This window comes from Bacteroides sp. GM023, assembly GCF_014750685.1.
Classification (GTDB): Bacteria; Bacteroidota; Bacteroidia; order Bacteroidales; family Bacteroidaceae; genus Bacteroides.
This window is the reverse complement of the sequence record NZ_JAAXGE010000001.1, coordinates 194,346-219,473: the sequence shown is the minus strand read 5'-3', so window position 1 is coordinate 219,473 and position 25,128 is coordinate 194,346. Positions and strand designations below refer to the sequence as shown.

At 43.5% G+C, this 25,128-nt stretch carries 22 protein-coding genes; 12 read left to right on the top strand and 10 right to left on the bottom strand.

The window, feature by feature from the left end; translation table 11 throughout:
• Nucleotides 1-288: 288 nt before the first annotated feature.
• From HC965_RS00760 to HC965_RS00730, 7 genes are all read left to right on the top strand, one after another.
• Nucleotides 289-1,287 (top strand): GNAT family N-acetyltransferase, encoded by a 999-nt coding sequence (locus tag HC965_RS00760; protein WP_191029635.1) that lies wholly within the window; start codon nt 289-291, stop codon nt 1,285-1,287.
• 175 nt (nt 1,288-1,462) lie between these two features.
• Nucleotides 1,463-1,867 (top strand): methylmalonyl-CoA epimerase, encoded by a 405-nt coding sequence (mce, locus tag HC965_RS00755; protein WP_008999807.1) that lies wholly within the window; start codon nt 1,463-1,465, stop codon nt 1,865-1,867.
• 28 nt (nt 1,868-1,895) lie between these two features.
• Nucleotides 1,896-3,449 (top strand): acyl-CoA carboxylase subunit beta, encoded by a 1,554-nt coding sequence (locus HC965_RS00750; protein ID WP_191029634.1) that lies wholly within the window; start codon nt 1,896-1,898, stop codon nt 3,447-3,449.
• Between the two features lie 31 nt (nt 3,450-3,480).
• Nucleotides 3,481-4,401 (top strand): OadG family transporter subunit, encoded by a 921-nt coding sequence (locus tag HC965_RS00745; protein ID WP_191029633.1) that lies wholly within the window; start codon nt 3,481-3,483, stop codon nt 4,399-4,401.
• A gap of 24 nt (nt 4,402-4,425) precedes the next feature.
• A complete protein-coding gene (locus HC965_RS00740; RefSeq protein WP_191029632.1) occupies nt 4,426-4,857 on the top strand; it encodes a biotin/lipoyl-containing protein in 432 nt (143 codons plus the stop codon).
• A 1-nt stretch (nt 4,858) separates the two neighbouring features.
• Complete coding sequence (locus HC965_RS00735; RefSeq protein ID WP_191029631.1) at nt 4,859-6,019, top strand: sodium ion-translocating decarboxylase subunit beta; 1,161 nt, start codon at nt 4,859-4,861, stop codon at nt 6,017-6,019.
• A 179-nt stretch (nt 6,020-6,198) separates the two neighbouring features.
• Complete coding sequence (locus tag HC965_RS00730) at nt 6,199-7,533, top strand: tetratricopeptide repeat protein (RefSeq protein WP_191029630.1); 1,335 nt, start codon at nt 6,199-6,201, stop codon at nt 7,531-7,533.
• Between the two features lie 82 nt (nt 7,534-7,615).
• On the opposite strand, the gene HC965_RS00725 is transcribed toward HC965_RS00730, so the two are convergent.
• A complete protein-coding gene (locus HC965_RS00725) occupies nt 7,616-8,620 on the bottom strand; it encodes a class II fructose-bisphosphate aldolase (RefSeq protein WP_191029629.1) in 1,005 nt (334 codons plus the stop codon).
• Between the two features lie 371 nt (nt 8,621-8,991).
• Here HC965_RS00725 and HC965_RS00720 point away from each other — a divergent pair, with 371 nt between their 5' ends.
• The 5 genes from HC965_RS00720 to HC965_RS00700 all read left to right on the top strand — a co-directional run bounded on the left by HC965_RS00720 (nt 8,992) and on the right by HC965_RS00700 (nt 15,722).
• Entirely contained in the window at nt 8,992-9,246 is a 255-nt protein-coding gene (locus HC965_RS00720; RefSeq protein WP_191029628.1) for a type B 50S ribosomal protein L31, read from the top strand.
• Between the two features lie 167 nt (nt 9,247-9,413).
• Nucleotides 9,414-9,821 (top strand): hypothetical protein, encoded by a 408-nt coding sequence (locus HC965_RS00715; protein WP_191029627.1) that lies wholly within the window; start codon nt 9,414-9,416, stop codon nt 9,819-9,821.
• A gap of 505 nt (nt 9,822-10,326) precedes the next feature.
• The gene (locus tag HC965_RS00710; protein ID WP_191029626.1) at nt 10,327-11,382 is read left to right on the top strand and encodes an efflux RND transporter periplasmic adaptor subunit; all 1,056 of its coding nucleotides are present in this window, start codon (nt 10,327-10,329) and stop codon (nt 11,380-11,382) included.
• Nucleotides 11,379-14,417, top strand: coding sequence for an efflux RND transporter permease subunit (locus HC965_RS00705; protein ID WP_191029625.1), 3,039 nt, complete (start codon nt 11,379-11,381; stop codon nt 14,415-14,417). The genes HC965_RS00710 and HC965_RS00705 overlap by 4 nt, the downstream gene beginning before the upstream one ends.
• 33 nt (nt 14,418-14,450) lie before the next feature.
• Nucleotides 14,451-15,722 (top strand): TolC family protein, encoded by a 1,272-nt coding sequence (locus HC965_RS00700; protein ID WP_191029624.1) that lies wholly within the window; start codon nt 14,451-14,453, stop codon nt 15,720-15,722.
• Between the two features lie 100 nt (nt 15,723-15,822).
• Here HC965_RS00700 and HC965_RS00695 read toward each other — a convergent pair whose 3' ends face one another.
• From HC965_RS00695 to HC965_RS00655, 9 genes are all read right to left on the bottom strand, one after another.
• Nucleotides 15,823-17,058 (bottom strand): sodium ion-translocating decarboxylase subunit beta, encoded by a 1,236-nt coding sequence (locus tag HC965_RS00695; protein WP_191029623.1) that lies wholly within the window; start codon nt 17,056-17,058, stop codon nt 15,823-15,825.
• Nucleotides 17,058-18,887: a biotin/lipoyl-containing protein gene (locus HC965_RS00690; RefSeq protein WP_191029622.1), complete on the bottom strand. Its 1,830-nt coding sequence runs from the start codon at nt 18,885-18,887 to the stop codon at nt 17,058-17,060. The genes HC965_RS00695 and HC965_RS00690 overlap by 1 nt, the downstream gene beginning before the upstream one ends.
• Nucleotides 18,888-18,916: 29 nt before the next feature.
• Nucleotides 18,917-19,177 (bottom strand): OadG family protein, encoded by a 261-nt coding sequence (locus HC965_RS00685; RefSeq protein ID WP_191029621.1) that lies wholly within the window; start codon nt 19,175-19,177, stop codon nt 18,917-18,919.
• A gap of 713 nt (nt 19,178-19,890) precedes the next feature.
• Complete coding sequence (locus HC965_RS00680) at nt 19,891-20,727, bottom strand: FecR family protein (RefSeq protein WP_191029620.1); 837 nt, start codon at nt 20,725-20,727, stop codon at nt 19,891-19,893.
• A gap of 8 nt (nt 20,728-20,735) precedes the next feature.
• On the bottom strand, nt 20,736-21,326 hold the full coding sequence (locus HC965_RS00675) for an RNA polymerase sigma factor (RefSeq protein WP_191029619.1): 591 nt from the start codon (nt 21,324-21,326) through the stop codon (nt 20,736-20,738).
• A gap of 77 nt (nt 21,327-21,403) precedes the next feature.
• Entirely contained in the window at nt 21,404-22,978 is a 1,575-nt protein-coding gene (locus HC965_RS00670; protein WP_191029618.1) for a peptide chain release factor 3, read from the bottom strand.
• Nucleotides 22,979-23,052: 74 nt separating this feature from the next.
• Nucleotides 23,053-23,913, bottom strand: coding sequence for a dTDP-4-dehydrorhamnose reductase (gene rfbD, locus HC965_RS00665; protein WP_191029617.1), 861 nt, complete (start codon nt 23,911-23,913; stop codon nt 23,053-23,055).
• Nucleotides 23,914-24,459: a DUF4924 family protein gene (locus tag HC965_RS00660; protein ID WP_191029616.1), complete on the bottom strand. Its 546-nt coding sequence runs from the start codon at nt 24,457-24,459 to the stop codon at nt 23,914-23,916.
• A 10-nt stretch (nt 24,460-24,469) separates the two neighbouring features.
• Nucleotides 24,470-25,123: a LysE family translocator gene (locus tag HC965_RS00655; RefSeq protein WP_044656119.1), complete on the bottom strand. Its 654-nt coding sequence runs from the start codon at nt 25,121-25,123 to the stop codon at nt 24,470-24,472.
• Nucleotides 25,124-25,128: the final 5 nt, after the last annotated feature.

The following is a 25,128-nucleotide window of genomic DNA, read 5'->3' as shown; positions in this document are numbered from 1 at the left end:
ACGCGTCTATGATGTGTCTTCCATGTTTCAACAAATGCATTATATCTCATTCGTTCCAATTTAAAGTTAATATTAATTCTCGTTGTTTTGCAAAAACTATTTGATTATAATCATATTAAAGACGATTATAATTAACTAACGTACTCACTTTTCATACCGTTTTTCTCTTTTTATATACATTTTTTCCAAATAAAAAACAAAGATACTATATCCATTACTTTAAGCAACCCCAACAAATTCTCTGTTTTATTGTTGAATGAAGAATAAAAAGTGTAAATTTGTACCTAGATGCCACTTAAACTAACAACATATTATAAAGGAAAGGATATTCCTGATTTATCAGGAAAGAATACATTCCATTCCAAAGAGCTGTTTCAGATTTATGAAGCAACTCCGGGGTATACACCTTTATTAATAATAGCGACAGAAGATGGCAAACCGATAGCACGCTTACTTGCCGCTATCCGTAAGGCAAAGAGATGGCTTCCATCCTCTTTGGTGAAGCATTGCGTGGTATATAGTGAAGGCGAAGCTTTGGATGAAACGCTCAACACTAATAAAGAAAAGGCGGAAGAAGTTTTCGGCGAGATGCTTGAGCATCTTACCCAGGAAGCATCGCGTACCTGTTTTCTTATTGAGTTCCGTAATCTGAATAATGCCATGTTCGGTTACAAGTTCTTCCGAAGCAATGATTACTTTCCGGTCAATTGGTTACGGGTGCGAAATTCACTACACAGTATGAAAAAGACTGAAGATCGATTCAGTCCGTCACGTATCCGTCAGATAAAAAAAGGACTTAATAGCGGAGCAAGAGTAGAAGAAGCACATACGGTAGAAGAAATACGTGATTTCTCACGGATGCTGCACAAAGTATATTCATCCCGCATACGCAGGTACTTCCCTGCCAATGATTTCTTCCGGCATATGAACAGTATGTTTATCAAAGGAAAACAGGCAAAAATATTCATCGTCAAATATAAGGAGAAAATTATCGGAGGATCCGTCTGCATCTATTCCGATGAAAACGCATACCTTTGGTTTTCAGGGGGAATGAGAAAGACCTATGCGATGCAATATCCGGGTGTACTCGCCGTTTGGAAAGCCCTGGAAGACGCTCACCAAAACGGATTCCGCCATATGGAATTTATGGATGTAGGACTTCCGTTCCGCAAACATGGTTATCGTGATTTCGTGCTTCGCTTCGGTGGAAAGCAGAGTAGCACGCGCCGTTGGTTCCGCGTCAGTTGGACTTGGCTGAACAAACTTCTAGTCAAATTTTATGTCTAAATGTAATCTCAAGATTACAAAACGACTTCTTGTGCTACTTCCCTACCATTTTTTATGCTTTATAACCCAACAATTAAATGCTGAAATATTTCTTTATTAGGTAAGAATTGTCTTTCTTTGTGCTGTTTTATGCCATATAAGCACATAATTAAAACCAAATAATAAAAGTATAGTTATGAAGATTTCACACATTGAACATCTGGGCATCGCTGTAAAAAGCATCGAAGAAGCCCTTCCTTACTACGAAAATGTATTAGGTCTGAAGTGTTACAACATTGAAACAGTGGAAGATCAAAAAGTAAGAACCGCTTTCTTAAAAGTAGGCGAAACAAAAATCGAACTGTTGGAGCCGACTTGCCCTGAGAGTACCATTGCCAAATTTATTGAAAACAAAGGTGCAGGTGTTCATCACGTTGCATTTGCTGTTGAAGATGGCGTAGCTAATGCTTTGGCTGAAGCTGAAAGCAAAGAAATCCGCCTTATCGACAAAGCTCCACGCAAAGGCGCTGAAGGTTTGAGCATCGCTTTCCTTCATCCGAAATCAACACTTGGCGTGCTGACAGAACTCTGCGAACATTAATCATAAACTCTAAAACTAACAAGAACTCATGAGTAATCAACTTGAAAAAATTAAAGAGCTTATTGAACGCCGTGCCGTAGCACGTCTCGGGGGCGGCGAAAAAGCAATTGCGAAGCAACATGAAAAAGGGAAATACACAGCACGCGAGCGTTTGGCTATGTTGCTGGATGAAGGTAGCTTCGAAGAAATGGATATGTTCGTTGAGCATAGATGCACGAACTTCGGCATGGAGAAAAAACATTATCCGGGTGATGGCGTAGTAACCGGTTGCGGTACTATCGAAGGACGTCTGATTTATGTTTTTGCACAGGACTTCACTGTTTCTGCCGGTTCACTATCAGAGACTATGTCACTGAAGATCTGTAAAATTATGGATCAGGCCATGAAGATGGGTGCTCCATGTATCGGTATCAACGACTCGGGTGGCGCACGTATCCAGGAAGGTATCAATGCCTTGGCAGGTTATGCAGAAATTTTCCAACGCAATATCCTTGCTTCCGGTGTTATTCCGCAGATTTCAGGTATCTTCGGTCCTTGTGCCGGTGGTGCTGTTTACTCTCCGGCTTTGACGGACTTCACATTGATGATGGAAGGTACTTCTTATATGTTCCTTACCGGACCGAAAGTTGTAAAGACTGTAACAGGTGAAGACGTTAGCCAGGAAAATCTTGGTGGTGCAAGCGTTCACTCTACCAAATCGGGTGTCACTCATTTCACTGCTAAAACAGAAGAAGAAGGTTTCGCGCTGATTCGTAATCTGTTGAGCTTCATTCCTCAAAATAATCTTGAAGAAGCTCCTTATGTAGATTGTGTAGACCCAATCGACCGTTTGGAAGATTCTTTGAATGATATTATTCCTGATAGCCCGACTAAACCATACGATATGTACGAAGTAATCGGCGCTATTGTTGACAATGGCGAATTCCTGGAAATCCAAAAAGACTATGCCAAGAATATCATCATCGGTTTCGCACGTTTCAACGGACAGTCCGTAGGTATCGTTGCCAACCAGCCTAAATACCTGGCAGGTGTGCTCGATAGCAACGCATCTCGTAAGGGTGCACGTTTCGTTCGTTTCTGCGACGCATTCAATATTCCTATCGTATCATTGGTAGACGTTCCGGGATTCCTTCCGGGAACAGGACAGGAATACAACGGCGTTATCCTTCATGGTGCTAAGTTGCTGTATGCTTACGGCGAAGCTACTGTACCTAAAGTAACTATCACATTGCGTAAGTCTTACGGTGGTTCTCACATCGTGATGAGCTGTAAGCAACTTCGTGGTGATATGAACTATGCATGGCCGACAGCTGAAATCGCAGTAATGGGTGGTGCAGGAGCAGTAGAAGTACTGTATGCACGCGAAGCTAAGGATCAGGAAAATCCGGCGCAATTCCTTGCTGAAAAAGAAGCAGAATACACTAAACTGTTTGCCAATCCTTACAATGCAGCCAAATATGGTTACATTGATGACGTGATTGAACCACGCAACACACGTTTCCGTGTTATCCGCGCTTTACAACAGTTGCAGACTAAAAAACTGGTCAACCCGTCTAAGAAGCATGGTAATATTCCGTTGTAATCCAACTTTTCACATTAAAACAAGAACGATTATGAACAAAACCAAAATTGGAATATTCCTTTCTTTGCTGTTGCTGATTGGGCTGACTTCTTGTGGAGAGAAAAAGTCGAACAATAAGCTGGTATTGAACGAAATCCTGATAGATAACCAAAACAACTTTCAGGATGATTACGGACTGCACAGTGCATGGATTGAAATATTCAATAAATCATTCGGTAGCGCCGACCTGGCAGCTTGCTTGCTGAAAGTAAGTAGCCAACCGGGCGATACAGTTACTTATTTTATCCCGAAAGGTGATATACTTACGCTAGTGAAACCACGCCAGCACGCTTTATTTTGGGCAGACGGCGAGCCTAACCGCGGCACTTTTCACACCAGCTTCAAGCTGAATCCCGAAACTGCCAATTGGGTTGGTCTATTCGACTCCGGCAAAAAGCTGATGGATCAAATTGTGATACCGGCAGGCGCTCTCGGTCCTAACCAATCATACGCACGCATAAGTGACGCTGCATCAGAATGGGAAGTAAAAGGAGCAAGCAGTGACAAATACGTTACTCCGAGCACCAACAACCAAACTCTTAACAGTAATGCTAAGATGGAAAAGTTCGAGGAACATGATGCTGACGGTATCGGTATGTCTATTTCTGCTATGAGTGTGGTATTCTGCGGATTGATTCTTCTATTCTTATCTTTCAAGATTGTCGGCAAAGTGGCAGTCAACCTGAGTAAGCGCAATGCTATGAAATCCAAAGGTATCGACAAACACGAAGCGAAAGAGCTGTCACAGGCTCCGGGCGAAGTTTACGCTGCTATTTCTATGGCATTGCACGAAATGCAGGATGAAGTACACGACGTAGAAGATACAGTACTGACTATCACTCGTGTGAAACGCAGTTACTCACCGTGGAGTTCGAAGATTTACACGTTGCGTGAAACTCCTCCCAGAAAGTAAGTCACCTTATAAAAAGTAAAAACGATGAAAGAATATAAATATAAAATCAACGGTAACTCATATAAAGTAACCATCGGAGATATTGAAGACAACATCGCTCATGTAGAAGTGAACGGTACACATTATAAAGTAGAAATGGAGAAACAACCCAAAGTGGCTGCAAAGCCAGTAGTGGTACGTCCTATGCCTAACGCGCCTGCCGCTCCTACTCAGGTAGTAAAACCAGCTGTTCCGTCTACCGGCAAGTCAGGCGTTAAGTCTCCGCTACCGGGTGTTATCCTCGACATCAAAGTCAATGTAGGTGATACTGTAAAGAAAGGACAAACTGTCATCATATTGGAAGCCATGAAGATGGAAAACAATATCAATGCGGACAAAGACGGTAAGATTACCGCTATCCAAGTAAACAAAGGAGACTCTGTTCTCGAAGGTACTGACCTCATAATTATTGAATAATATGGGAGATTTTATAAACTTTTTAGGAAACAACCTTGCCGACTTCTGGACCTACACGGGTTTTGCCAACGCTACCGTAGAACACTTGGTGATGATCCTCGTAGGCTTAGTGTTCATCTATTTGGCGATAGCCAAAGAGTTCGAGCCGATGTTGCTGATTCCTATCGGGTTCGGTATGCTGATCGGTAATATACCTTTTAATATGGATGCCGGATTGAAAGTCGGTATTTATGAAGAAGGTTCAGTATTGAATATATTGTATCAGGGAGTAACTTCCGGATGGTATCCGCCACTCATATTCTTGGGTATCGGTGCCATGACGGACTTCTCGGCACTTATCTCTAACCCGAAATTGATGTTGATCGGTGCTGCTGCACAGTTCGGTATCTTCGGTGCATACATGATCGCATTGGAAATAGGTTTCGACCCGATGCAAGCCGGAGCAATCGGTATCATTGGTGGGGCAGACGGTCCGACGGCCATCTTCCTTTCGTCCAAGCTGGCACCTAACCTAATGGGAGCCATTGCGGTGTCCGCCTACTCCTATATGGCGCTGGTTCCGGTGATACAGCCGCCTATCATGCGTCTACTCACCACAAAACATGAACGCCTCATCCGCATGAAACCGCCGCGCGCCGTTTCTCACACGGAGAAGGTGATTTTCCCGATTATCGGTTTGTTGCTGACTTGCTTCCTGGTTCCTTCCGGCTTGCCTTTACTCGGTATGCTGTTCTTCGGTAACCTGTTGAAAGAAAGTGGTGTAACCCGTCGTCTTGCCAATACAGCAAGTGGTCCGTTGGTTGACACGATCACTATCCTGTTAGGTTTGACAGTAGGTGCTTCTACGCAAGCTTCTGAATTCCTTACCATCGACTCTATCAAGATTTTCGCTCTCGGCGCATTGTCATTCATTATTGCAACTGCGTCAGGTGTAATCTTCGTTAAGATCTTCAATCTCTTCCTGAAGAAGGGTAACAAGATTAATCCGTTGATAGGTAATGCAGGCGTATCTGCTGTCCCCGACTCGGCACGTATCTCACAAGTTGTCGGTTTGGAATACGATCCGACCAACTACCTGTTGATGCACGCTATGGGTCCGAACTTTGCCGGAGTAATCGGTTCAGCTGTTGCTGCCGGTATCCTGCTGGGATTCTTGATGTAAAACAACTATCCTTTATAATAAGACGCTTCTTTCCTCGAGAAAGGAGCGTTTTTTTATTGCCTTGTGTTATCCTCTCTTATCATTCCGTTAATCTATACAAAACAATCTACGAATAATTCGTAATAACAGTATTTTTAGTAACTTGCACTCAAATAGTCAAACTACTAAAATAAGAATTTATGAAACGGATTATTTTTCTGCTTTTACTTTGCCCCGCAACCCTGTTGCTGGCACAGAACACAGACCGTATCCAGGAAGCAATGGCAAACTATGATTACGAGACAGCACTTTCTCTTATCGCAGCAAAGAAGCCGACCACTCCCCTGCTCCTGCAAAAAGGAAAAGCACTGCGGGGACTAGGACTCAACACAGAAGCACTTTCCACCTATCAAGAGATTATCACGAACGATACCACAAATAGCCGTGCATTTATTGAAGCAGCCGAATGTTGCCGTACGCTTGCTAAAAGCAATCAAGCGTTAGAGTATTATGAACGGGCACTGGACCTCAACCCGGAAAACAAATATGTACGTATCCAATATATCAACTTGCTCCTATCCCTGCAAAAGTTCAGAGACGCATTAGGAGAGAGCAGTTTGATGACAGAGAAAGACAGTTCTGCCATTGCCCTGCACTTGCAGGCGCAAAGTTTCGAAGGAATGGGCGAACCGCTCCCCGCAGCCGGATGCTATTACAATATTCAGGAGAAATATCCAAGCGATTATCTTGCTGCTGCCAAACTGGGCGCTATAAATATATCAGGTTCCTACTTCGACGAAGCCATCGAAGCCACAGAGAAATACCGGCAGATCGACACTACCAATATCGCAGTCAACCGCCAAAACGCATTGGCCTATTGCCTGAAACAAGACTATCCGACCGCTATCCGGCGTTATGAATATCTTGTAAATCAAGGAGACAGCTCTTTCCATACCTGCTATTACCTGGGCATCAGCTACTATGCAGTAGAAAAATACTATGAAGCCCATGACCTTTTGGAAGTTGCCCGGAAATATGATCCGGAGAATGTAAACCTCCTCTATTATCTCGGACGTGCCTGCGCCAAAACTTCTTGGAAGAAACAGGGTGTTGAATATCTCGAAAAGGCTATCGACCTGTCCATTCCCAAAGACAGTAGCATGACGCGTCTTTACATCGGTATGACCGATTGCTACAAGATGGCGCAGATGTATAAGGAGCAATTGGCATCCATGAAAGAACGTTATCAGAAATACGACAGGCAAAATCATAAACTCCTGTATGACATGGCACACCTATCCTTTTCTGCCTTGAAAGACAAAAAAAGCGCAGAACGTTATTTGGAAGCATTCTTGAAAACACGTCCTAAAGATGATAAAACCGAGCAAGCTAAATTGAACGAAAAAGGCGAACTTGTTTTGGGAATGGCCAATTATTACAACGCTGCCGCCAACTGGCTAAAAGACTTGAAAAGCAAACAGAAAATTGAAGATTTCTTTCAGAATGGAAAAACCGAAGCTATAAAGAAAGAGTAAAATTCAATTTTCCACTATCAAAAAAAGGCTGCTACCGTTAACCGGAAGCAGCCTTTCTTATTATATTGGAATAATCAGATGATTACTGAGCCAATTTGTTGTCAGAACCAAGTACGCTGATGATTTTGTGCTTGTACAATTTTTCCATATTGTCACGAGCCGGACCAAGATACTTACGTGGGTCGAATTCAGCCGGTTTTTCAGCGAATACCTGACGGATAGCAGCAGTCATAGCCAAACGAGAGTCTGAGTCGATGTTGATCTTGCAAACTGCAGAAGTAGCAGCTTTACGCAACCACTCTTCAGGAATACCGATAGCAGCTTTCAGGTTACCACCGAACTTGTTGATAGTTGCAACTTCTTCCTGAGGAACTGAAGATGAACCGTGAAGAACGATAGGGAATCCCGGAAGTTTTTCCATTACAGCGTCCAATACTTCGAATGCCAATGGAGGAGGAACCATCATACCTGTAGCCGGGTCAATGTGGCATTGTTCCGGAGTAAATTTGTAAGCACCGTGAGAAGTACCGATTGAGATAGCCAAAGAGTCGCAACCTGTGCGAGTAGCGAAATCAATTACTTCTTCAGGGTCAGTATATGTGTGGTGGTCAGCAGAAACTTCATCTTCTACACCTGCCAATACGCCAAGTTCACCTTCAACTGTTACGTCAAACTGATGAGCGTATTCAACTACCTTCTTAGTCAATGCAACGTTTTCTTCGTAAGGAAGGTGAGAACCGTCGATCATAACTGAAGAGAAACCAGAGTCGATACAAGATTTGCAAGTTTCGAAAGTATCTCCGTGGTCAAGGTGAAGAACGATTTCCGGATGTGCGCAGCCTAATTCTTTAGCATATTCTACAGCACCCTGAGCCATGTAACGCAACAAAGTAGCGTTAGCATACTGACGAGCACCTTTAGAAACCTGAAGAATCACAGGAGATTTAGTTTCAACAGCAGCTTTGATGATAGCTTGCATCTGTTCCATATTGTTGAAGTTGAATGCTGGGATAGCATATCCACCTTTGATAGCCTTAGCAAACATTTCTTTCGTGTTTACCAATCCTAAATCTTTGTAATTTACCATTTTGTTTAAAGTTTATTGTTAGTGAATAAAAATTCTACGCAAAAGTAAGCATTATCCACCGAATAACGAACATCGGAAAGAAAAATATAGCAGAAAAAGGCTTAAATCGGACATCAAATTCTAGCAGGGAAGCTCGTCCTACATTAGATTGTAATGTCCACCTTGCAAACAAATGACTAAAAGATAAAATAGTCAGGTAGCAGATAATCTAATTACCCCAATAGGGCACTAAAGTACTTTATCATCTTTTTTTCTGCAAAACCTTTTTCTATTTCACGGAAATACATTATCTTTGCGCTCTGAAAATGACCATTACACTATTTCTTACCAAAATAGTAACAGAATATAAATTAAAAAAAACAGATACTGAAATGAAAAAAGGCCTTCATCCAGAATCATACCGTCCGGTAGTATTTAAAGATATGTCAAATGGTGACATGTTTTTGTCTAAGTCAACTGTAGCAACTAAAGAAACCGTCGAATTCGAAGGTGAAACTTATCCGTTGCTGAAGATTGAAATCTCTAACACTTCTCACCCGTTCTATACAGGTAAATCTACATTGGTGGATACTGCAGGTCGTGTTGATAAGTTCATGAGCCGTTACGGTGACCGTAAGAAGAAATAACTCGATCTTTTATTAAAGATGAAAAAGAGGAGATTCTCACTGAGAATTTCCTCTTTTTCGTTTAAAGCGGCCTTACGACAGAAAGTAAGTTTCGCAAAAGAAACACTTCATTTTTGTTTGATTACCGAATAAAGAGAGTACCTTTGGTGACTTAATAAACAATTATAATGGAAATAGCTCAATTAAAACAAATGACAAAAGAAGAGGTACTCAATTTCATCAGACAACGTCTGTCTTTCAGTTCAGACATAAAAAGACAACTCAAACATGTGAATGAAGATGCTTTCAACAAAGAACACCGCAGATTCGAGATGTCGGGAAACGAAGAAACAACAGGGTGGTGCACGCTTTTCAACACTGCCATACTAAATGAATTTGCTAATTTGGGGATTTACGATTACACTTCTTATCTTTTCCTTGATTTCGATAATGGAACTCCAACCGTTTATCTCAGATACTACTCCGATAACGAGAATCTGGAATATGACCTCAACGGCTATTCAACAGTCGAAATCATATTTACTATTTTCGAACTGACCATCTTCTCCGGAAAACCCAAAAGACAACGGAACTAAAAGTTTCAGTAAACTAATAAAAACAATCCCTGACAGTATCACTGCCGGGGATTGTTTTATTAATAATGTGAATCAATGGCTGAAGTAGAACAAAAACTAGACAGAAATTAACTCCGGCTATGCATAATTCTATTCGTCTGACAGCTGTCAGACGCAAATTCAACAGTTGTCAGACGAAAGTTTAACAGCTGTCAGACGAAAAGACACCAACTGTCAGACGAATAAATTTATTCATAGCACGTACTAGTTTTCAGTGAATAAGAAACTAATACGTGCTATATACAGATCTAATCGTCTGACTATAGTTTCTTTTTCGTCTGACTATAGTCAGACGGAAGTTCAACTGTAGTCAGACGAAAGAAGCACTATAGTCAGACGATTAGTTTTATGTATAACTGATAAGAAATGAAAGAAACTTCTCTTGAACATTCATATCTGCAAATTGTTTAGTCTCTTTAAAAAAGAAAACGAATCAACGCAAAAACTCTAAACATCAGTGTGGTATATGAAGAAGAAATATGGATTCGTCCTGGTGGCTGCAATCTTGCTAGCCGGCTGCGGACAGAAAAAAGAGACGAAAGTAACAACTGCTCGCCCCGTTAAGACTACGATTGTAGAATCGAGGTCAGTTATCAGGAAAGATTTTTCGGGAATCGTAGAAGCTGTGGAGTATGTGAAACTGGCATTCCGTGTTAGCGGACAAATCATTCAATTGCCCGTCATCGAAGGAGAGAAGGTAAAGAAGGGACAACTGATAGCAGCAATTGACCCTAGAGACATTGCGTTACAATATGCTGCTACAAAATCCGCCTATGAAACGGCTGCCGCACAGGTAGAACGTAATAAACGGCTTCTCTCCCGTCAGGCTATCTCCGTGCAGGAATACGAAATCAGCCTGGCCAGCTATCAGAAAGCTAAATCCGAATATGAATTATCCGTCAACAATATGCGTGACACGAAGTTGACAGCACCTTTTGACGGTTCTATCGAGAAGCGTTTGGTAGAGAACTATCAGCGTGTCAATTCCGGTGAGGGTATCGTACAGTTGGTCAATACACGTAATTTGCGTATCAAGTTCACTATTCCTGATGCTTATCTCTATCTGCTCCATGCCAAAGACCCTCGTTTCCTGGTAGAATTCGATACATTCAAGGGACACGTATTCCAGGCAAAACTAGAGGAGTATCTTGACATATCAACAGATGGAACCGGAATCCCGGTGAGTATCACGATTGACGACCCGTCGTTCGATCGCGATCTTTATGCGGTGAAGCCGGGATTTACGTGTAGCATCCGTTTCACCGCAGATGTAGGTCCGCTGGTACAAGATAGTTGGACTATTGTTCCGCTTAGCGCTGTGTTCGGCGAAAGCGAGGGAAAGAAAATGTATGTTTGGGTAGTGGAAGGAGACAAAGTTCATAAGCGTGAAATCAGCGTCAATGCACCTACCGGAGAAGCCCAGGCTCTTATCTCCGAAGGACTGAAACCCGGAGAGAAAATCGTTATTGCAGGTGTGCATCAGTTAGTAGAAGGAGAAACTGTAAAAGAAATTGAGAAATGAACTTAGCTAAATATTCACTAGACAACACGAAAATCATCTATTTCTTTCTTGCCGTATTACTGATCGGGGGAATCACTTCCTTCGGTAAGCTGGGCAAGAAAGAAGATGCTCCCTTCGTCATCAAGTCGGCGGTTATCATGACCCGTTATCCGGGAGCCGAACCGGCTGAAGTGGAGCGATTGATTACCGAACCTATCTCTCGCGAGATTCAAAGTATGAGCGGCGTGTACAAGATTAAGTCGGAATCCATGTACGGACTTTCTAAAATCACATTCGAATTACAACCGTCACTGGCAGCCAGTTCTATTCCACAAAAATGGGATGAGTTGCGACGAAAGGTACTCAATATACAACCGCAATTACCAAGCGGCGCTTCCACGCCAACCGTTTCCGATGATTTCGGGGATGTGTTCGGCATCTATTATGGGTTGACAGCGGACGACGGTTACTCTTACGAAGAGATGCGCAACTGGGCAGAGCGAATCAAAACCCAGGTGGTCACAGCGGACGGAGTGATGAAAGTTGCCCTGTTCGGGGCGCAAACGGAAGTAATCAATATATTCATTTCAACCAATAAGTTGGTGGGTATGGGTATTGATCCGAAGCAGCTTGCCAGCCTGCTGCAATCACAAAATCAGATTATCAATACCGGAGAAATCCGTGCAGGTGAGCAGCAGCTACGGGTGACCGCCAATGGTATGTACACTACGGTAGACGATATCCGTAATCAAGTGATTACCACGAAAGCCGGGCAAGTGAAACTGGGAGATATTGCCGTTATAGAAAAAGGATATATGGACCCGCCTTCCAATATCATGCACGTGAACGGAAAACGTGCCATCGGTATCGGTGTCTCTACTGACCCGCAACGGGACGTAGTGCAGACAGGCGAGAATGTGAAAGCGAAATTAAGCGAATTATTACCACTTATGCCGGTAGGGCTTGAGTTACAAAGCCTATATTTGGAGAACGAAATAGCCAATGAAGCCAATAACGGATTTATCATCAATCTGATAGAGTCTATCTTGATAGTAATTGTGATTATCATGCTAGTGATGGGATTGCGTGCGGGATTACTCATCGGTTCATCACTAATCTTCTCTATTGGCGGCACACTGCTCATTATGTCCTTCTTCGGTGTCGGGCTGAATCGCACGTCATTGGCAGGATTCATCATCGCCATGGGGATGCTGGTAGACAATGCCATCGTAGTGACGGACAACGCACAGATAGCCATTGCCCGTGGAGTCAATCGGCGGAAAGCATTGATAGATGGCGCAACCGGGCCGCAATGGGGATTACTCGGAGCTACATTTATTGCCATTTGCTCGTTCCTGCCACTCTACCTCGCTCCTTCTTCTGTGGCGGAAATTGTGAAACCACTTTTCGTTGTGCTCGCCATTTCGCTCGGATTGAGTTGGGTGCTTGCTCTCACGCAGACGACCGTATTCGGTAATTTCATTCTGAAAGCAAAAGCTAAGGATGGCGCTAAAGACCCGTACGATAAGCCATTCTATCACAAATTTGCTTCCATTCTCCGTGTGTTAATCCGCAGGAAGACATTGACGTTAGGCTCTATGGTGGTACTTTTCGTCATTTCACTCGTTATCATGGGGACGATGCCGCAAAACTTTTTCCCGTCTTTGGACAAGCCTTATTTCCGTGCGGACATATTCTATCCGGATGGATACAGCATCAATGATGTGGTGAAAGAAATGAAATCAGTAGAAGAACATTTGGCCAAACAGCCGAAAGTGAAGAAAGTTTCCATAACCTTCGGCAGCACGCCACTTAGATATTACCTGGCTTCCACTTCAGTAGGACCGAAACCCAATTTTGCCAATGTATTGGTGGAATTGACGGACAGTAAATATACGAAAGAGTATGAAGAGAATTTCGATGGATATATGAAAGCGAATTATCCGAACGCAATTACCCGCACGAGTCTGTTCAAACTGTCTCCTGCCGTAGACGCAGCTATTGAAATAGGTTTTATCGGACCAAATATGGATACACTCGTGGCACTCACCAACCAGGCGTTGGACATTATGCATCAGAATCCTGATTTGATTAACATACGCAATTCGTGGGGAAACAAGATTCCGGTGTGGAAACCGGTGTATAGCCCGGAGCGGGCACAACCTTTAGGAGTATCACGCCAGGGCATGGCACAGAGTATCCAAATAGGAACAACAGGAATGACATTGGGAGAATATCGCCAAGGCGACCAAGTGCTTCCGATTTTACTGAAAAACAATACGGTAGATTCGTTCCGCATCAATGACTTGCGCACATTACCGGTATTCGGAACGGGAAACGAGACAACCAGTCTCGAACAAGTCGTTTCTGATTTTGATTTTCAGTATCGGTTCTCGAATGTGAAGGATTACAACCGGCAGATGGTGATGATGGCTCAATGCGACCCGCGTCGCGGGGTAAATGCTATCGCTGCCTTTAATCAAGTATGGTCGCAGGTACAGAAAGAGATTAAAGTTCCTGAAGGATATACGATGAAGTATTTTGGTGAACAGGAAAGCCAGGTGGAATCTAACGAGGCGTTGGCTAAGAATTTACCGCTGACATTCTTCCTTATGTTTGTGACATTGCTGTTCCTGTTCCGTACCTATCGTAAGCCGACAGTGATTCTACTCATGTTACCACTGATTTTCATCGGAATTGTATTGGGATTATTGGTACTTGGCAAGTCATTCGACTTCTTCTCCATCCTGGGGTTGCTGGGGCTGATTGGTATGAATATAAAGAATGCGATTGTACTCGTCGAGCAAATCGACTTGGAAGCGGCAACAGGGAAGAAACCTTTGGACGCTGTTGTCAGTGCAACGACCAGCCGTATTGTTCCTGTAGCGATGGCATCCGGTACAACAATCCTGGGTATGTTACCCTTGTTGTTCGACGCCATGTTCGGCGGAATGGCGGCTACTATTATGGGCGGACTGCTAGTAGCTTCGGCGCTGACATTATTTGTCCTTCCGGTAGCATATTGTGCTATTCAACGAATCCACTCTGATTCCTGATGAAACTTGATTTTAATATTTATAATGAATAAAATGAAGACTCAACTTATAATTCTATCACTACTGACCCTCGGTTTCACAGCCAAGGCGCAACAGCCTTATCTCAGCAGGGAAGCCTACCGGGATAAAGTGGAAGCGTACAGCCTAATTCTGAAACAACAGAAACTAAAGACATTGGCTAGTACTGAAGCACGAAAGATTGCCCATACAGGATTCTTGCCCAAAATAGATGTCAATGCGGACGGTACTCTTAACATGAGTGACCTCAGTGCATGGAATGAACCGTTAGGTGAATACCGCAATCACACTTATCAAGGAGTATTCGTCGTGTCGCAACCGCTGTACACGGGTGGTGCTCTCAATGCCCAGCATAAGATAGCGAAAGCTGACGAAAAACTGAATCAGCTTAATGAGGAACTCACCATAGACCAAATTCACTATCAGAGTGATGCTGTCTATTGGAATGCTTCCGCTTCACAAGCTATGTTGCAAGCTGCGGATAAATATCAGAGTATCGTAAAGCAGCAATATGATATTATTCAGGATCGTTTCAACGACGGAATGATTAGCCGCACGGATTTACTGATGATCTCTACCCGGTTGAAAGAAGCGGAATTGCAATATATCAAAGCTCGCCAAAATTATACATTGGCATTGCAAAAACTAAATATTCTAATGGGAGCAGAACCTAATAGCCCTGTAGACAGTCTTTACATGATTGATAAGGCTTCTGCCCCTGTACAAATTCTGTCTCTTGAAAATGTACTTCAACGTCGTGCCGATTATAAAAGCACGGAAGTCAACATTCTGAAAAGTCAGGCGCAACGTAAAGCGGCGCTCAGTCAATTTAATCCGCAGCTGAATATGTACTTTAGTGGTGGATGGGCAACCGGTACGCCTAACCTCGGATATGATGTTTCATTTAATCCCATTGTCGGCATCAATCTGAATATCCCTATCTTTCGCTGGGGTGCCCGTTTCAAAACGAACCGTCAGCAGAAAGCATATATCAGTATGCAGAAGCTACAACAAAGCTACGTGACGGATAACATCAGTGAAGAACTTTCCGCCGCGCTGACCAAACTGACGGAAACGGAATATCAGGTAAAAACAGCAACGGAAACGATGAACCTGGCAAATGAGAATCTCGATCTAGTTTCTTTCTCGTATAATGAAGGGAAAGCGAATATGGTGGATGTACTCTCCGCACAGTTATCATGGACACAGGCTCATACCAATCTGATTAATGCTTATCTGGCAAAAAAGATGGCGATAGCGGAATACAGGAAAGTTATCAGTGAATAAAGAAAACCCAATTCTCAAAATCTCTATATAAAGAAAACCGGAGAATGAGCCAAGATGCCCATTTCTCCGGTTTTTACTTCTAATGTCAGTTGTTGTTCACTTACGCAAGGAAGGAAATCAACACACCCGCTGCTACGGCAGAACCGATCACACCGGAGATATTACTAGCCATGCAATATTGCAATACGTGATTCTTCGGGTCATATTTCAAAGCAATCTCGTTGGCAACACGACTCGCCATCGGAACGGCACTAAGTCCGGTTGCACCAATAAGTGGGTTGATTTTCTTCTTGGAAAAGAGATTAAATAGTTTCACTAAGAATATACCACCGGTAATGGACAGTGCGAATGCAAGGAATCCACCGACAACGATACCAATTGTTGTCCAGTTCAGGAATGCTTCAGCAGTCATCGTTGCTCCCACGGATAAGCCGAGGAAAATAGTGGCTGCATTCATAATGCTGTTGGAAGCAGCGTCATACAAACGGAATGTATTGGTTCCGATTTCTTTCACCAGATTACCAAACATCAACATACCAATCAAAGGCACTGCACTAGGTACAAAGAGCGCAACAACCGTAGTCACTACAATCGGGAAGATAATCTTCAATACACGCAGGTTCTTGATTTCTGTCTTTGAAGGGTATTTCTTTTCTTGTTCCTTCATGTTGATGCTTAGCTCCTTCTTTGAACAAAGCATTTTCACTACCAACGGAATGATGACCGGTACCAATGCCATATAAGAATAAGCGGCAATAGCAATCGGGCCCAGCAAATGTGGAGCGAGCTTAATGGTCGTAAAGATAGCCGTAGGACCGTCCGCACCACCGATGATACCCAGTGAAGCAGCCTCTTGCGGAGTGAAGCCCATCAGGATAGCCACCAACAACACGGTAAAGATACCAAGCTGTGCAGCAGCACCGAAAATAGAAAGATGCAGGTTGCGCAGCATCGGCCCGAAGTCCGTCAATGCACCGACACCCATAAAGATAATCGGCGGCAGGAAACCTGTTTTAATCAGCATATAGTAGATGAAGTTCATTATTCCCAGTTCATGCGCAATGTCGTGCAAAGGCATTTCCCAAATGTTCTTCATTACTCCGTTTATCATTATCATACCATTCTCGTCGGCCTGAATCACACCCATATCTCCACCGGGGAAGTTGGCAAGCAACACACCGAAAGCGATGGGGACAAGCAGCAACGGTTCGTACTGTTTCTTGATACCCAAATAGAGCAGAACGAACGCGATGGCATACATTACCAGGAACTGCGGTTCGGCAATGATATTGCTGAACGCAGTCATGTCGTACAAATTCTCAAATATCTCGTTCATTATCCTATCTTCATTAATACATCATCTTCTGAAACAGCATCTCCCGGGTTAGCGCAAATGGCAGTTACCGTACCGCCAAACTCTGCACGGATGGCATTGTAAGTCTTCATTGCTTCCACATAGCCGAGCACGTCGCCTTCTTTCACAGTATCGCCTACCTGCAAAGCAGTTTCCTGCGCATTCTTCACCAAGAAGAATTTACCTTCCAATGGAGAAAGCACATCCTTGCCTTCTCCTGCCGGAGCAGCAGCGGCAGGTGTCGCAGGAAGTTCAGCATCGCCATAAGCAACAGTCACGCGGTAAGCCTGTCCGTCTACCTGTACGGTCAGTGTCTTTGGTTTTGCATCTTCTTCGGGAGTCTTGTCTTTTTCGGCACGACGCTTGGCAACATCTTCCAGGAAGTCTTCTTTCGCCTTGCCACTCTTGTAGGCTTCATACTGTGCCGGATGCATAGCATATTCGAAGAGTTCTTCGTCGTCTTGTCCCGTTTCCCATTTATTCTCCTTCATCAGCTTGCGATACTTGTCGAGATTATCAGGATAGTTGTCCTGCGGATTTCCTTCGAAGAATTTGCGGCCTTCGCGTTCCGCCTTTTCGATGATTTCAGGAGCAAGCTTACCCGGCAAGCGCCCAGCTTTACCCAGAATCATATCCCAAATATCGTCAGCAATCATACCCCAACGGTCTTTGCCTTTCTCCATTGCCATCACGTTCATCATGGCAAGGTTTTTCACATACTGGCTGAACGGAGTCACCAATGGTGGATAACCTACACGCGGCCATACATAAGCCACTTCATCAAACAGTTTGATAAGAAGCTGATCCTGCGTCATAAACGGCAGGTTATGTTTCGCCTTATATTTATTGATAGATTCCAGGTTGGATTCCAAGTCTGCCATCAAACTACCCATCATACCACCGGGCAGTCCGGGAGCAATCAGTAAGGAGTTCATCAAGCGGTTTTTCGGGCTGATGTACAATCCAAGGAAGTCATCCATAAATTCCTGAATCATACCGCGCACCTTCATATAGGCTTCCATATTGATTTCGGGAACCTGATATCCGGCATCTTTCAGCATTGCCTGTACACTCAGCAAGTCAGCGTGACCTGTACCCCATGAAAGAGGTTCCATGCCTACGTCGATATAGTCGCAACCGGCATCACACACTTCGAGGATACTTGCCATATTAAATCCCGGACCTGCGTGGCTATGATACTGAACAGGTATTTCGGGATGCGCAGCCTTGATATTGGCTACGATTTTTCCTAATGAAACAGGACGACCGATACCGGCCATATCCTTGATGCAAATTTCATCCGCTCCCAGTTTGATAAGTTCCAACGCCATATTGGTGTAGTACTCTACCGTATGGATGGGCGAATGAGTGATACAAAGCGAGCACTGTGAAATCATGCCGGCCTCTTTTGCATAGGTAATAGAAGGAGCGATATTGCGGACATCGTTCAATCCACAAAATGTGCGGGTAATGTCTGTTCCCTGTACTTTCTTTACTTTATAGAACAATCTGCGGACATCTGCCGGAACAGGACTCATGCGGAGTCCGTTCAGTGCACGGTCAAGCATATGGGTTTGAATACCTGCTTCGTGGAAGGGCTTTGTCCATTCACGTACAGCTTTATTCGGATTTTCGCCAAACAATAAATTTACTTGTTCAAAACCACCGCCATTTGTTTCTACGCGGGCGAAACAGCCCATTTCAATGATGGCAGGTGCTACCTTTACGAGTTGATCTACACGAGGTACATATTTTCCGGCAGATTGCCACATATCTCGGAAAACCAAACTAAACTTTACTTCTCTTTTCATGTCTTTCAGTGATATAACTTTTTATAGATTTATAATTTCTCTACTTTAGTGACTTTACCCTTGCCCAATGTCACCACATTCACAGCGGCTGTAATAGCTGCCAGAATATTTCCGGGGATAGGCGCAGGACCTTTCTGTGTTTCCCGCTTCACAGGAACCACTTCTTCAGGGGCATATTTATTGACCAGAGTGATCAAAAACTTGCCTAAATAAATCACAATCAGCAGAATAACAAATACGGTGGACATTCCGACCACCATCAGCAGGAGCGCTGTTTCGATATTTTCCATATAATAAATTATTAGTAATTTAAGCTGTTTGTCTAAAAAGCGTTCGAAAATACCAAATATTTGCTATAAAATAAATTAAGAAAGGAATATAAAACATAAATCCGTTATTTACCTTGCTGAGAGACAGGCATAAAAACAATGTGAGAGAAGGCCCCTCAACCTTCTCTCACATTCTGATAAAACAATTATTAAATAAAAATACTCAATGATAAAAACTGGTTCGGCTTCGTATTCTGGTTTCATACCTTCTTAACCTATTAACCACCAAAATGGCCGACCATCTTTGTAAACCTCTCATCCGCCATCACGGCGTTCATCTTTAAATTAGTACAGCAGTATAGTGTCCGGTTGTCAACCCTTTTATTAGCCGACTATGTCTGTTTGATAGGGGAAACGTACCAAAGAAGCAATCGCCACTGTCAACGAGGGAGCCGTTTCCTATTCTAATTTTCGACAACCATTCACCTGCCAATTGTCTATTGTTTGTTTTGAGCTTAAACTTTACTCCTCCTCACGAGGACCTTTCTACATCAATTTCTTCTACAACATATTACTCTTCTAATTAAATCTCTATTGTTTCGTTTCTTTCAAACATCATTAATAGCTCATCTATTAGAAAGAGAAGGGAACGTTGATTTTTTACCAAGAAAAAATGAAGAAAATTTGAATAAAAATAAAAAAGCCCCTTCCAAGTACTTGGAAGGGGCTTTTTTTTATTTTAAAATTATTTCTTTTCCACGAAGTTCATAACTGATTCCACATGAACCGAAGACATTTTGGAGGGTAGCGTTCAAGTCTTTCGTCAAGACCGTCCCATTATAGGTAAGTCCGTCGCACTTCTCACGCCCTACCACCGTGACCTTAAATATAAGTTCTATATCTGCCACTACATTTACGAGTGGGTCGTCTTCATATCCCAGGACTTCCGGAAATTCCGGATCATCCGGTTTCGGCACAGGGACAATCTTGTTTTCATCACAGCGCACGCTTTCTCCGGCAACTAATGTCCGCTTGCCTACAGCAGTCTCTACCTTGACACTACCTTCTTCACAGTTCACGAACATTTTCTTTCCTTGTTGGTCTACCAGGAATTTTGTTCCCAGCACTGTCACAGCACCGGCTTCGGTATTCACAGTAAATGTCTTGCCCTTGGTCACCTCAAAAGAAGCCTTGCCAAACAATTGCAGTTTGCGTTCCCAAAGCCATGTGATTCGGTTGTAAGTCAGGCTTGAGTTCTCCATAATCTGCACAATACTGCCATCCGGCAATTCATATGCCATAGCCGTACCTTCCGTCACAATCTTCTTCTCCGAGAAATAATATCCGCCTATTCCCAAAAGAAGCAAGAACATAGCAGCTATTCCCCAAGAGAAAGGAATACTTCGTCCGGCACCTTGTTTTCTCCTGCGGCTTAAAGCAATCTTATGGCCCTCTTCACGCTGCAGCTTTAGCTTATCGCCGATTTCTTTCCTACGAGAGAACTTTTCGCCGATCAGAGGTAGTTTGCCTTCTTCCAGGTATTTTTCTAAAGATTCTGTCCAATTTTCCATATCCCACCTTAATTAAAGATCCATAAATTAGCCATCACTGCTAACAATAAAGATGTACCTAAACGCTCTCTCAATCTGGTTATAGCCATATGGGTGGTATTGTAAACCGTACGAGGAGTGAGTCCCATCACCTGAGCAATCTCTTCCGGACTCATCTTCTTATAGTATTTCAGATACAATACTTCCCGTTGCTGCTTTGTCAAGCCATTCAGCTCTTTTTGCAAAGCCTCCAACTGTTCCTTTTCCAATTCCGAACGGATAATAGCTGTCTCTATGTCTACTTCCAGATCAAACCGATATTCATTGGTGTCTACTTCATCCAGCGATTGGAATGTTCCACTATTCTTTCTCTTCAGCTCGTTCACTATCATATGTCTCAACGAAACACATAGATAGGCAGGTATGGATTGAGGTTCGGCGCACGTTTCTCTTTTCTCAAAGATGTAAACGAACAACGACTGTATCGCCTCTGTCACCACGGTGTCATCACCGGCTATCTTCATGCCATACCCATAAAGCAAATCTGCATATTGGTCATAAAGCTGCCTGAACGCATCCTCATCCCCTTGCTGAATTTTATCCCAGGATAGTGTCTTCATTTCTCTTCGCTCATTTATATGAGATATGTTTTTCCTTTTTTTACCTATTTTTTTAGTTAAAATACATCGAATATATCTTAAAACTCACTTGTAAAGTGGAATCTGATGTTTTTAAAGTCCATTTGGGCCATCTGAAGTACATAACCGGAATCGGCCAGGAACACATCGCGCCCTTCCCTATCCTTCGCCATATACTGATATTTACGTTTCTTGAAGGCTTCCAGTTCCGCAGGGTCGTCACTCTCTACCCAACAAGCCTTATACAAGCTCACCGGCTCCCAGCGACAGGACGCGTTATACTCGTTCAACAAACGATATTGGATCACCTCAAACTGCAACTGTCCTACCGTACCGATAATCTTGCGGCCATTGAATTGGTTGACAAACAACTGTGCCACACCTTCGTCCATCAACTGGTCGATACCTTTTGCCAACTGCTTCTGCTTCATCGGGTCTGCATTCTCGATATACTTGAACATCTCCGGCGAAAAGCTCGGCAACCCGCGGAAGTGAAGCATTTCACCTTCCGTCAGCGTGTCGCCAATCTTGAAAGTACCGTTATCCGGCAGACCGATAATATCTCCGGCGTAGGCTTCGTCAATCGTTGTTTTACGCTGCGCCATAAACTGTGTCGGCGACGAAAAGCGCATTGTTTTTCCGTGGCGTACATGCTGATATGGAGCGTTGCGCACAAACTTGCCGGAGCAAATCTTGCAGAATGCCACACAAGAGCGGTGGTTCGGGTCGATATTGGCAGTTATCTTGAAAATAAATCCGGTGAATTTAGGATCTTCCGGTTTTACTTCACGTTCTTCAGCCTGTACAGGGCGAGGGCTCGGAGCTATCTCTACGAAACAGTTCAGTAATTCCTGAACACCGAAGTTATTCAAAGCCGATCCGAAGAATACCGGAGCACAGTCACCTGCCAGATAAGTCTCAGAATCAAATTCAGGATAGACGCCTTCAATCAATTCCAAATCACCGCGCAGCTTGTCTGCCAATGTTTTTCCAATCTGTTCGTCCAGTTCTTCCGTATGAATATCGACTGCTACTTTTTCCGTCACCATCTGTTTGGATGGCTGATACAGGTCCAGTTTTTGTTCGTAGATATTATATACACCCTTGAAACGGGCTCCCTGCTCAATCGGCCAGGACAAAGGACGAACCTGAATCATCAGTTCCTCTTCCAGTTCGTCCAGCAAATCGAACGGATCTTTTCCTTCACGGTCCATCTTGTTGACGAAGATGATAACCGGAGTCTTGCGCATACGACACACTTCCATCAGTTTACGTGTCTGTGTTTCCACACCTTTCGCACCGTCCACAACGATGATAACACTGTCTACTGCTGTCAATGTACGATATGTATCTTCGGCAAAGTCCTGGTGACCCGGAGTATCGAGAATGTTAATCTTGTAGTCGCGATAGTCAAATTCCATCACAGAAGTCGTTACCGAGATACCACGCTGCTTCTCAATCTCCATCCAGTCGGATGTAGCCGTTTTCTTAATCTTATTACTTTTTACCGCACCCGCTACCTGAATCTGACCACCGAAAAGCAACAGCTTCTCCGTCAAAGATGTCTTACCGGCATCAGGATGCGCAATAATGGCGAACGTTCGCCGTCTCAAAATTTCTGTATTATCTGCCATAGTTGTTAAATTGAGAATTGAGAATTGAGAATTTAAAAATGATACTTTTGCATCTGTTTTTAATTTCTCAATTCTCAATTTTTAATTTTCAATTTCTCCAAGCATCGTTTAAGACTTTCCTCCCAGTGAGGTATCTCGATGCCGAACGTTGTTTTTATCTTTGTCTTATCAAGTACGGAATAGGCGGGACGGTTGGCCTTAGCCGGATACTCCGCCGTATGCAAAGGACTTACCTTGCATGAAGTGATTCCGGCAAGGCGGTGGATAGCCACCGTAAAGTCATACCAGGAACATACGCCCTCATTGCTGAAATGGTAGACACCGCGAACTATACCTTTATTAATAATGGTATAGATGGCTTGCGCCAGGTCGTTGGCATAAGTCGGTGTCCCTATCTGGTCAAAAACGACTCCTAAGCTTTCGCGCTCTTTACCGAGACGAATCATTGTTTTTACAAAGTTATTGCCATAAATGGAATAAAGCCATGCGGTACGGATAACCACTGCTTTCTCACAGTGATTCATCACATCATACTCCCCTTCCAGCTTGGTGGTGCCATATACGGAATCCGGACAAGGGTCGCAGTCTTCGGTATACGGAGTATGCGCAGTCCCGTCGAACACGTAGTCAGTAGACACTTGTATCATGGCTGCCCCATTGAATTGTGCCGCTTTAGCCAATTCTTTAGGTGCTTCACAGTTCAGCTTATAAGCTAATTCCGGATTATCTTCCGCTTTATCCACTGCCGTATATGCGGCACAGTTAACAATAAGTTCAATCCGTTTCTCCGCAATATAAGCCCAGACGGCTTGCGCATCACAGATGTCGAGTTCATGCACATCTGTGAAATAATACGTATGCTGCGGGTTCTCTTTTGCAAGCACCTGCATTTCGTTGCCAAGCTGACCGTCGGCACCCGTTACCAAGATTCTCATTTATTCATCAAGTTTTAATTCACCTTTGCGGTCTTTATCATAATAGTTCGCCAACATGGAGAGGAAACTAGTGATGGCTTCCATTGCTTTGGCTGTCCCTTCACTGATAGGTTTTCTCTGAAGCCGGAGCAAAAGTACTCCGTACAAGGCTTCAAAGCAGGTTTCCAGTTCGGGTTCATCCTTCTTGCCGTTTTTATTCCGCAGTTCTACGATAAACGGCAATGCTTTGAAATAGGCGGCACTGTAAAAAGGAAATTTAGGGGAAGAAGCCAGCGCATTGTGCAGTTCGGTCAGATTGATAATCACATTCTTGTTAATCTGCAAATGTCCCGCTTCACGCACACCTTCCTCGTTCATCATTGTAATCAGGTTTCCATACCATTCACGCATGTCAGGACGCTGTTCTTCCGGATAACGGGAAATCACATTGGCTTCCATTTCTTCCGGTTCACAATGATTGGCACGGACCAGGTCTTCCTCTTGCCACATATATATAAGGTATTCAGCAATATTCTGCTCCTTCAGTTGTTGTGCTATCTGATTCATAAACTATCTCCTAATAAATTGACTCTCCCAACAAAGTATAAATCAGTCCTGCCACGGATACCAGTATCACAATACTTCCGATAACACGGTTCAGTATCCAAATGCCACGCAGGTTGAATTTCGTGCGCACCTTGTTTACAAAGTAAGTGATTCCGAGCCACCAGGTCAATGCGCCCGCAGCGATAGCAAAATATCCCGTAATCTCTTCAAAGACCAGAACGCCCTGCTGCACAAAGGCAAAACGGGCAAAAAGTCCGATAAACAGGAATATGATTAAGGGGTTGGAAAGAGTGACGAAAAATGCAGTAATAAAATTATGAAAATAGGAACCTTTGTTGGACGAAGCCGGACGAATCGAGTTCACCGGATTGCTACGAAAGGTATAGATTCCGAAAATAAGCAACATGACACTACCGAGCAATTGCAAATAGAAACTACCTTTATTAATATAGTCAGAAACGAAGCTCATGCCATAACCTGTCAATAAAGCGTAAGCTATATCGCTAATAGAGGCTCCCAGCCCTGTCACAAATCCGTACCAACGCCCTTTGTTCAAAGTCCTTTGGATACATAATACGCCCACCGGACCGAGGGGTGCGGACACAACAACGCCAATAATAAAGCCTTTAACTAATATATCGAATATTGTCTCTATCTGAATCATTCCGC